At 61.8% G+C, this 7647-nt stretch carries 7 protein-coding genes and 2 pseudogenes; 4 read left to right on the top strand and 5 right to left on the bottom strand.

Annotated features, from left to right (window positions below; genetic code table 11):
* The 3 genes and pseudogenes from MHA02_RS22505 to MHA02_RS22790 all read left to right on the top strand — a co-directional run.
* Nucleotides 1-235: hypothetical protein (locus MHA02_RS22505; protein ID WP_210245104.1), on the top strand; the 235-nt coding region annotated here is incomplete at its 5' end.
* A 747-nt stretch (nucleotides 236-982) separates the two neighbouring features.
* A complete protein-coding gene (locus MHA02_RS21635; protein WP_147082630.1) occupies nucleotides 983-1273 on the top strand; it encodes a hypothetical protein in 291 nt (96 codons plus the stop codon).
* 405 nt (nucleotides 1274-1678) lie between these two features.
* A pseudogene (locus tag MHA02_RS22790) lies at nucleotides 1679-1870 on the top strand (ATP-binding protein); the annotation flags it as partial.
* A 187-nt stretch (nucleotides 1871-2057) separates the two neighbouring features.
* Here the strand turns inward: MHA02_RS22790 and MHA02_RS21625 are convergent.
* On the bottom strand, nucleotides 2058-3137 hold the full coding sequence (locus tag MHA02_RS21625) for an IS5 family transposase (protein WP_147082629.1): 1080 nt from the start codon (nucleotides 3135-3137) through the stop codon (nucleotides 2058-2060).
* A 40-nt stretch (nucleotides 3138-3177) separates the two neighbouring features.
* Between MHA02_RS21625 and MHA02_RS21620 the strand changes: the two are divergent.
* Nucleotides 3178-4167 (top strand): annotated as a pseudogene (locus MHA02_RS21620) (ISL3 family transposase); the annotation flags it as partial.
* Nucleotides 4168-4394: 227 nt separating this feature from the next.
* Here the strand turns inward: MHA02_RS21620 and MHA02_RS21615 are convergent.
* Genes MHA02_RS21615 through MHA02_RS21600 form a run of 4 tightly spaced genes read right to left on the bottom strand, consistent with a single transcriptional unit; the run spans nucleotide 4395 to nucleotide 7287 of the window.
* Nucleotides 4395-4841 (bottom strand): GtrA family protein, encoded by a 447-nt coding sequence (locus MHA02_RS21615; RefSeq protein WP_170249433.1) that lies wholly within the window; start codon nucleotides 4839-4841, stop codon nucleotides 4395-4397.
* A complete protein-coding gene (locus MHA02_RS21610) occupies nucleotides 4819-5676 on the bottom strand; it encodes a glycosyltransferase family 2 protein (RefSeq protein ID WP_147082622.1) in 858 nt (285 codons plus the stop codon). Before MHA02_RS21610 ends, MHA02_RS21615 begins: the two co-directional genes overlap by 23 nt.
* A complete protein-coding gene (locus MHA02_RS21605) occupies nucleotides 5666-6487 on the bottom strand; it encodes a sugar phosphate isomerase/epimerase family protein (protein WP_147082620.1) in 822 nt (273 codons plus the stop codon). Before MHA02_RS21605 ends, MHA02_RS21610 begins: the two co-directional genes overlap by 11 nt.
* On the bottom strand, nucleotides 6484-7287 hold the full coding sequence (locus MHA02_RS21600; protein ID WP_147082618.1) for an NAD-dependent epimerase/dehydratase family protein: 804 nt from the start codon (nucleotides 7285-7287) through the stop codon (nucleotides 6484-6486). The genes MHA02_RS21605 and MHA02_RS21600 overlap by 4 nt, the downstream gene beginning before the upstream one ends.
* Nucleotides 7288-7647 lie beyond the last annotated feature (360 nt).

The raw sequence follows: 7647 nt of genomic DNA, 5'->3' as shown, positions 1-7647 counted from the left end.
CGATCTCGCGGCCTTGCAAGAAGCGGCCGGATCTGAAGCCGTGTGCCGGCGGCTCGGCAAAGTACAGGTTCTCGTCGAGCGCATTGCGGGCGAACTGAACAAGTCCCCGCAGCTCAGTGCGGAGCCGGCTCCATCCGTGCCGGCACCCGTCAAAGAAAGCTACCTCAAGGTCGCGGCAGCTTCCTCCACGACGGCTCGAGTCAGCGCTCCCCCCATTCAGGAGCGGGCGTCATAGCCTGCGACGATCGTGCGTCCGACGACGAAGGCCTTTCGAGAGCCGAATGCTGGTACCGGCCCGTTTGCGCTGAACCGCTTCGGGTTTGACGCTGGCCCTTAGGTTTGTGTCGAACGGCCAAGGTCTGCGTCCCGGTTTGGGCTTAGTCGCGCGCTTCGGCCTTGTCGGGGGGCATTCCCGTTGGGTACGAGCAGACACCGAAAGATCGCCATCGTCTTTGGTCCTGAACCTGTCGAGGCATCGGTCGCCGACCGCGTTCAGGCGACGTGCGACAGCGGCATTTCAGAGCCCAACGTCGCGGTTCTTCCGCGAGATCGTGCTTCTATAGGGAAGCAGCGGCGGCGCGTTGGGCAAATTCCGGACATCGCAGCCTGACTTTGCCAGCCCTGAACGGTAGCCGCAGTCGATCTCAGAAAATTGCGCGGCGCCGAGAGGCACGACCGCCACGTCGGAGACCGCTTTCGAGTGCTAGTGCCTCAAGGCGATCTGGACTGCTCACCTCAAGTCTGGTTGGACGAGCACGCGGCCGTGAAGTATCTCGTTCTCGAAGCCATGGCAGCATAAGGCTGCAGAATCGACCTACGAGGTGCTCTTCTCAAGGACAGCTGGAGCCTCCAGCGGGTCAGGAAAGCGCCATGATGGTCAAGGATACATTCGTCGGGATGACGGCTGCTGCATCCGGGGGCGCCGCCATCGTGGTCAAAGCGCGAAAGCCAAAGGCCGTTCGTCTCGTGCGGGAGCGTCAAGATGGATCGAACTTACCTGCGTCTCTTCACCAGTGACGGAAAGCTGATCGAACAGCAGCGCAGTGCGCCGAAACGGCCGATCCCTTCATCGCCAACGACATCATCGAAGTTCGACGTCGCTGTTGCGGATGCAAATGCCGTACATGACGTGGTGAGGAGACTACAGCTGGCCATCATGGATGGCGACAAAGTCGCGATCCGCGCCCTCGCCAGAAGTGCGGAGTTCAAAGCGGAACGCGCCGCCTCTGCAGCAGAAGTCCTGCGCGATTTCTATAAGCGGGCGGCTAGGTGAACTACTTCAGCCTTTCGAGGGGCTCCCAGTCAGATTGAAGCCTGGACAGCGTGAGCCTCAATAAGGGCTGCCGGCGTGTCTGAATCTTTGGCCCGGCCGTCCAACGAACGGCTATTGCAATCCAATATCTTTCGATGCTGCATCCAAAACTTAACATCCGAGCTACGGATCAAAACTCGAGCGGTCCGAGGCTTATCTCTCCGCGGCCTGGATATTATGGAATATTCTTGATAAGTCTGTGGTATAGATTATTGTGTTGATATTAATCTGTCGCGCTCAACCGAAACGAATTAAATTTTGGCCCGCAGCCAAAAGATTCGCGCTCCCTACAGCTCCAGTCGATGCCGGCGGAATAAGGCATCGTTCTCGCTGCCGCCGGGCTACACCCGCACCAAGCCGGTCAAGAAGACCCACATCGCCTTGGCTCTCGGCCTGGGGGCTTGCCAGAAGGGCTTCTCGGTTGCGTTCACCACCGCGGCTTCGCTGGTCAAACAGCTTCTGGAGGCCCGCAACGCGCGCCGTCTGCGCCGGCTGTAGCGCGAACTGGCCGCGGTGAAGCTCCTGATCGTCGACGAGCTCGGCTACGTGCCGCTATCCGGCCGTTCCTCGGCACCGGTGCGGGATTGGCTCGCCGCCCATCCGAGCGGACACCTCGAAGAACCCTGCAGTTGCAGGTTTTTGGCCGTCGATTCGACGCCGTTGGCGGCTCTGGCGTGATCGGACCGGCGTTCTGACAGGCTGACGATGGTCGTGAGCGGGCGCAGGGCCCCATCCCGGGGTTGCCTCAGGCCGCCACCGGCTGGGCCTCGATCCAAAGGAAGCGCTGGAGGTTGTAGGCGAGGTTAGCGAGCCCGATCTTGGTCCGGGCTCGGGCCAGACCGATGGTGTGTACGAACAGGCCGAAGCGGTGCTTCTGGCCGGCGAACACCGTCTCGACGGCCGAGCGGACCTGGGAGCGGGCGCGGTTGGCTTTGCGCTGCGCCGGCGTCAGATCGAGGCCAGACTGTCGCCGGAAGTGGATCTTCGAGCGGCGGCCGTTTTTGGCGAGATGGGCTTCGTTGGCCTTGGAGCGGTAGGCGGTGTCGGCCCAGACGTCACTTGCCGTATTGGCCGGATCGAGGACGTTGGCCAGTTGCGCCCCGTCATGGGCGGCCGCGCTGGTCACGCTGAAGCGGCGGACGAAGCCGTGCCTGCGATCGATCGAGACGTGCGTCTTGTACCCGAACACCGGGATGGCGATTTCGACCTTGGCCTTCGTGCCGGCCGCCTTTGCGGGCCGTGCCTTGGCCCGCTTCAGGGTCCAGCGAGCATCGCGATCCTTTTGTGCGAGTTTCTTCGGTCTTGCCGCCCACGCTTCAGGGATCCGGCCTTCCTTCAGAGCCGCCTTCTCGGCATCGGTGTTGCGCTGACGCGGCGCCGCGATGATCGAGGCTTCGATGATCTGGCCCGACATCGCGAGATACCCCTTGCCCTTCAGCCAGGCGTCGAAGGCGGCAAACAGATCGTCGATGGCACCGGCCCGCGTGAGCTGTTCGCGGAACAGCCACACGGTCTTGGCATCCGGCACCGCATCCTCGAACCCCAGCCCGAGGAACCGCATGAACGACAGCCTGTCTCGGATCTGGAACTCGCTGGCGTCGTCCGACAGCGTGTAGAGCGTCTGGAGGATCAGGATTTTGAACATAAGGACCGCGTCGTAAGGCGGGCGGCCCCCCTTCGATCCGTCGGACCGCTTCAGTGCGGTGGCCAGCTTCGGTCGGAACGCCTCGAAGTCGATCAGGGCCGCGAGCTTCACCAACGGATCGCCGTTCTCCGACAAACGCTGATAGCGCTCATCCAGATCGAAGAACCCTGGCTGACCCATCCGAGCCTCCCCAACGTCGACAACGTCAGGGAATCACGACACCGCCCCGCGCGGAAGGGGTATTTCGAGGTGTCCGAGCGTCACCGTCGTCAGCCGCGATCGTTCAGGACCCTATGCCGAGGCCGCACGGCTGGGCGCGCCGGGGGCGATCCAGGTCGCGGATCGCTGGCATCTTCTCGTCAACGCCTCCGAGGCCTTGCGGGCTCTCGTCGAGCGGCATCAACCCGAGTTCCGGGATGCCGCACGCCAGAGCGCTCCCACGATCCAGGCTCCGACACCGATCGTCGAGGGCGACCCGGGCCTCTCGAAGGGAGGGGGGCAGCGACGCGCCCGCTGCGAGACGGTGCTGCGCCTTCACGGCGAGGGCCTGTCGATCAAGGCAATCGCCCGCCACCTCGGAGCCTCCCGCAACAGCGTGCGCCTATGGGTGCGGTCCGGTGCCTTCGTCCCCTACCGCCGAGCACCAGAACCGAGCCGGCTCGACCGTCACCGCTCTTTCATCGAGGAGCGCTGGCAGGACGGCCAGCGCAACAGCGCCGCACTCTATCGCGACCTCCAAGCACTCGGCTTCGATGGCGGCTACGATATCGTCCGGCGTTGGGCGAGACGGCAACGCATGCAGGTCCGATCGCTGTCCGCCCGGATCCCCTCGACGCGCCGCATCACGCGGTGGCTGGCGAGCGATTCGGCACACCTCTCTCCCGACGATCGCCGCTTCATCGAGATTCTTCGCACAATCGCGCCCAAGCTCTCGGATGCCGCCGAGCACGTGCGCGGCTTCCACGAGATCTTGAGCCATGGCGAGCCCGCAGATTTGGAGCCGTGGTTGGCGGCGGCTGCTCCAACCGATCTCCACGGCTTCGTCGCCGGGCTGCGTCAGGACCAGGACGCCGTGCGCGCGGCCATCGCGGAGCCCTGGAGCAACGGACCGGTCGAGGGACAGGTCAACCGTCTCAAGCTGATCGAGCGCTCCATGTACGGCCGCGCCGGCTTCGATCTCCTCCGACAGCGCGTTCTCCAAGCCGCATGACCCGCAATCACCAGCGGGCCACAGTCTCCAAAACCGCCAGCAAAAGCGTCAGCACCAAATGTGCGGAAGAGCCAGAATTGGAGGCCGATCCCCACCTCACGGGGTCAAAGTTGCACGCCGAAACACAGACGAGAACGGACTCTGGTTATGAACGGGGGCAAACAGGGGGCAAGGTCAGCGCCCGGTCGAGCAGGCGCCGGCTGCGAGGGGAGTGCTAAAGGATGACGCTATGCCTCTACTCGCTTGGCGCCCCGAAGCCGCATGCAGATTCCATTCGGACGGACAGCGATCGAACTCACGCAAAAATTGACGACGCAAGACACGCCAGCCGCGAGTAATATGAGCACGAAAGCCTTGTCAGGAGCCGGCTTGAACAAGAACTCGAGCGTAACGATCACGAGCACTCGCGTAACGACCGCCGCAACAGCACCGGCGAGGATACCGGCAGCACGCTTGAGGGAGACCTTCTCCGCGAATGATCCATACGTGAACCGGTCGTGCAGGACACAGTTGACGACGAAGCCCGAAACGAATCCGACCGATGCCGCCATCGGAGCCGACAAGTGAGCTGATCGGATCACGACATAGGCGACAAGAAAATCGACGGCAAAGCCGACAACCGTGACAAGCGAGAAGCGGCCGATCAGCCTTTTATCGAGTTCCTTGAACGACATCTTGAGCCACCACGCGCCTGTGCCGTTCCGGATTGTATTTGCCGATGGCGACATCGAAGAGCTCCTGCAGCATGCTCAGCCGCCCGCGCAGGCCCGAAATCTTTGTGGGCGTGGCCGTGTTGGCAGGATACCGGCGCTCGACCGGGATCTCGCAGACACGGAAGCCCAACCTCGGCGCGCGGATGGAGAGATAAAAGAGAAGCTGATACCGGTCGAACCTCGCACGGAACGGAGCGACGCGCCCGTCGAGGAGGAGATTGCGCGAATAGGCCCGGAACCCGTTTGTTGTGTCCGTGTACCAGAATCGCCGAGAGGCCAAACTGATCAGCGGCGCATGGATACAGCGGCCGGCGACGTAGCGATCGAGTGGAATGTTCTCGCTGACACCGCCCGCAACGTACCGCGATCCTTGAACAAGATCGTATCCGGCATCGAGCTTGGCGAAGAAGTCTGCGATCGCCGCGACCCCGTCCTTGCCATTGCCGTCGACGGTCACGATGCCGGCATAGCCGTTCTGCAGGCACCACGCGTAGGCCATGCGAAGCTGTGCGCTCAGGCGTCCGGAATCGGCCTTGATCAAGACGGCGCGGACCTGGCGGAAGCGCGCGAGCTTGTCCGGGTCGACCGAACCGTCATCGCTCCCGCCGTCCGCGATCACGATGTCGATCGGAAACGGCAACTTTTCCATCGCCATCAGCTGTCGCTCGATACGCACGCCTTCATTGATGACCGGAACGACGACAGCGTACCTATGCGCGGACTGGCGAAGACTATGGACCACGAAGCGCGGAACACCTTCGGGGAGGATGGCCTCACCAACCGCCTCAGACGTCATAGCAGGCCTCGATGACTTGAGCGGAGCGCTGGAGACACGATCGCCAATCGCTTTCCGGCTGTTTCATCTCGACGGAGATCCAGCCCGCGTAAGCCGACGACCGGAGGATATCCCCAAATTGCCCATGGCGGGCATTGGCGAAGGATAGCGGAACGAGATCGGGTTCGCTGACGTGAAAATGGGCGGCGGCGCTCGCGTAAGACCTGAGGGCCTCCCCGCTCTCCTCGTTGATGCAGATGGTCCCGGTGTCGATGTGGACCTGAAATCCCGGATGGTCGACTTGAGCAACGAGCGACACGGCCTCACCGGTCTTGGTCACATACTCGCAGCCATAGCTCTCCGGATTCGCTTCGAGGACCAGAATCGAGCCGTAATCGTCGAAGATCCTACCGAGGTCCTGGAATAGCGGAACGGCAATACGATCGGCTTCCGAAGCGGAAAGGCCGAGCCGCTTCCTCAAGCCCGGCGCACCGAAGACGCACCGCAGACCGCCGAACTCGCCTGCCATCCGCGCGACCTGAGCGGCATGCTTCAGCAAAGCCAGCCGCGCATCTGGTCCTGAAAAGATCGGACCCAGGTTCGCCCCGAAAAGAATGCCCTGGAGTGCCACGACAGTCAGCCCTTCGGACGCTGCGAAACGCGCGTAGCTCACGATTTCGGCTCGTGTCACACCGTCCCAGCCGCCGAACACCTTGAACGGAGCGAGCTCGAGGCCTCGATATCCGAGAGCGCTTATGATCCGTAATGCGGCGCGATCCTCATCGATTGGCCAGCACAGGTTCGACAGTGCGAAGTTTTCCCCGCGGATCATCCCGCCGTCCCACACTTCGCTGCCAGAAAACCTTCCATCTCCCGAAGCGTCGCCTCTTCGTCCGCGATGTATCCACGTCCCGGATGGCCGAATACGTCGGCATGCGCCGTTCTTACGTCGTATGTCGCGGGTGCCGAACCCATCCCGCCGATCCTTTCCGCGGGAAAAAATCGCTCCTGGATCGTCCTCATCTGGATCGGCGGCGTGACAAGATTGATTTGGGTCAACCCGGATTCGAGAGTGGTATCGACGTCACCTGCCAGCCTCGCAAGTGAGTACCATTGGTAGGCGCTACCGGAGCTAACCTTTTCGAGCATGTTCTTCGTCATGAGATCGAAGAGCGCGTTCTTCTTTAGACCTTCTCCAAACAAGGCCGGCAATCGGATTATGGTGTGGGCTAAAGGGTAGTTCTCGATGACCCACTCCTCGACCATGCGTCGATGGCGGCCATAGGCGTGATCGGCATAGGCCTCGAAGTCGTAGCCTTCGTCGTTTCCACCTGCCGGATCGGGATAAACATCGACGGTCGAAATCAGGATGAACCGCTCGGTCCTCAGGTTTCTCAGCTGCGCGAGCAAGGCGGATATTTGCGCCCAGTCCTCGCTCGGATTCTTGTTAGCTAACCATTTGATAGCTGGGACAGCGCTGCAGACGACGGCTTCGTAGGAACGTTGGCCAAGTGTGGCTACGTTCTTGGAGTTAAAGAGATAGTCGTATTTCAGTGTCCGCGACGGGCGCGCGAGGAGATTCGATCCAACAAATCCCGTGTAGCCGACAATGGCAGCCGTCGCTGGAGTCATTGTTAGTGTCCTTGGCGCATCCGGCAGAGCATCGAGGTGGCCTGATATTAGGTTAGCAGTCAACGCTGCTTGAACTGCCCTCACATCGCAGCAGCGCAGCGGGCGGTCGAAACAACGGCAGCCCTCCTCTGCGCGGACCAACCGCCTTGGCCAGCCGCGCGAATTGTATGTATCGTCCCCTCGAAAGCAGCCCGCTAAACTTATTTACATACCAATTGGCTTGTGAGCGGATGTGATATTGGATCACATACTCGCGGACCGGCCCGCTTATTCGGGTGCGCGAGATCACCATGCATCGCCCTTACTTGTGCATCAGTGATATAGTCAGATATGTGGCCCTTCCCGAGGAGGATCGAAGGG

Source organism: Methylobacterium haplocladii (assembly GCF_007992175.1).
GTDB lineage: Bacteria > Pseudomonadota > Alphaproteobacteria > Rhizobiales > Beijerinckiaceae > Methylobacterium > Methylobacterium haplocladii.
This window is presented reverse-complemented; position numbering and strand designations above follow the sequence as displayed.

What these genes read in the sequence shown, in the direction of transcription:
- MHA02_RS21610 (WP_147082622.1), bottom strand. Translation starts at nt 5,676, where the DNA reads ATGACGTCTGAGGCGGTTGGTGAGGCCATCCTCCCCGAAGGTGTTCCG.
- MHA02_RS21600 (WP_147082618.1), bottom strand. Translation starts at nt 7,287, where the DNA reads ATGACTCCAGCGACGGCTGCCATTGTCGGCTACACGGGATTTGTTGGA.
- MHA02_RS21605 (WP_147082620.1), bottom strand. Translation starts at nt 6,487, where the DNA reads ATGATCCGCGGGGAAAACTTCGCACTGTCGAACCTGTGCTGGCCAATC.
- MHA02_RS21625 (WP_147082629.1), bottom strand. Translation starts at nt 3,137, where the DNA reads ATGGGTCAGCCAGGGTTCTTCGATCTGGATGAGCGCTATCAGCGTTTG.
- MHA02_RS21615 (WP_170249433.1), bottom strand. Translation starts at nt 4,841, where the DNA reads ATGTCGTTCAAGGAACTCGATAAAAGGCTGATCGGCCGCTTCTCGCTT.
- MHA02_RS21635 (WP_147082630.1), top strand. Translation starts at nt 983, where the DNA reads ATGGATCGAACTTACCTGCGTCTCTTCACCAGTGACGGAAAGCTGATC.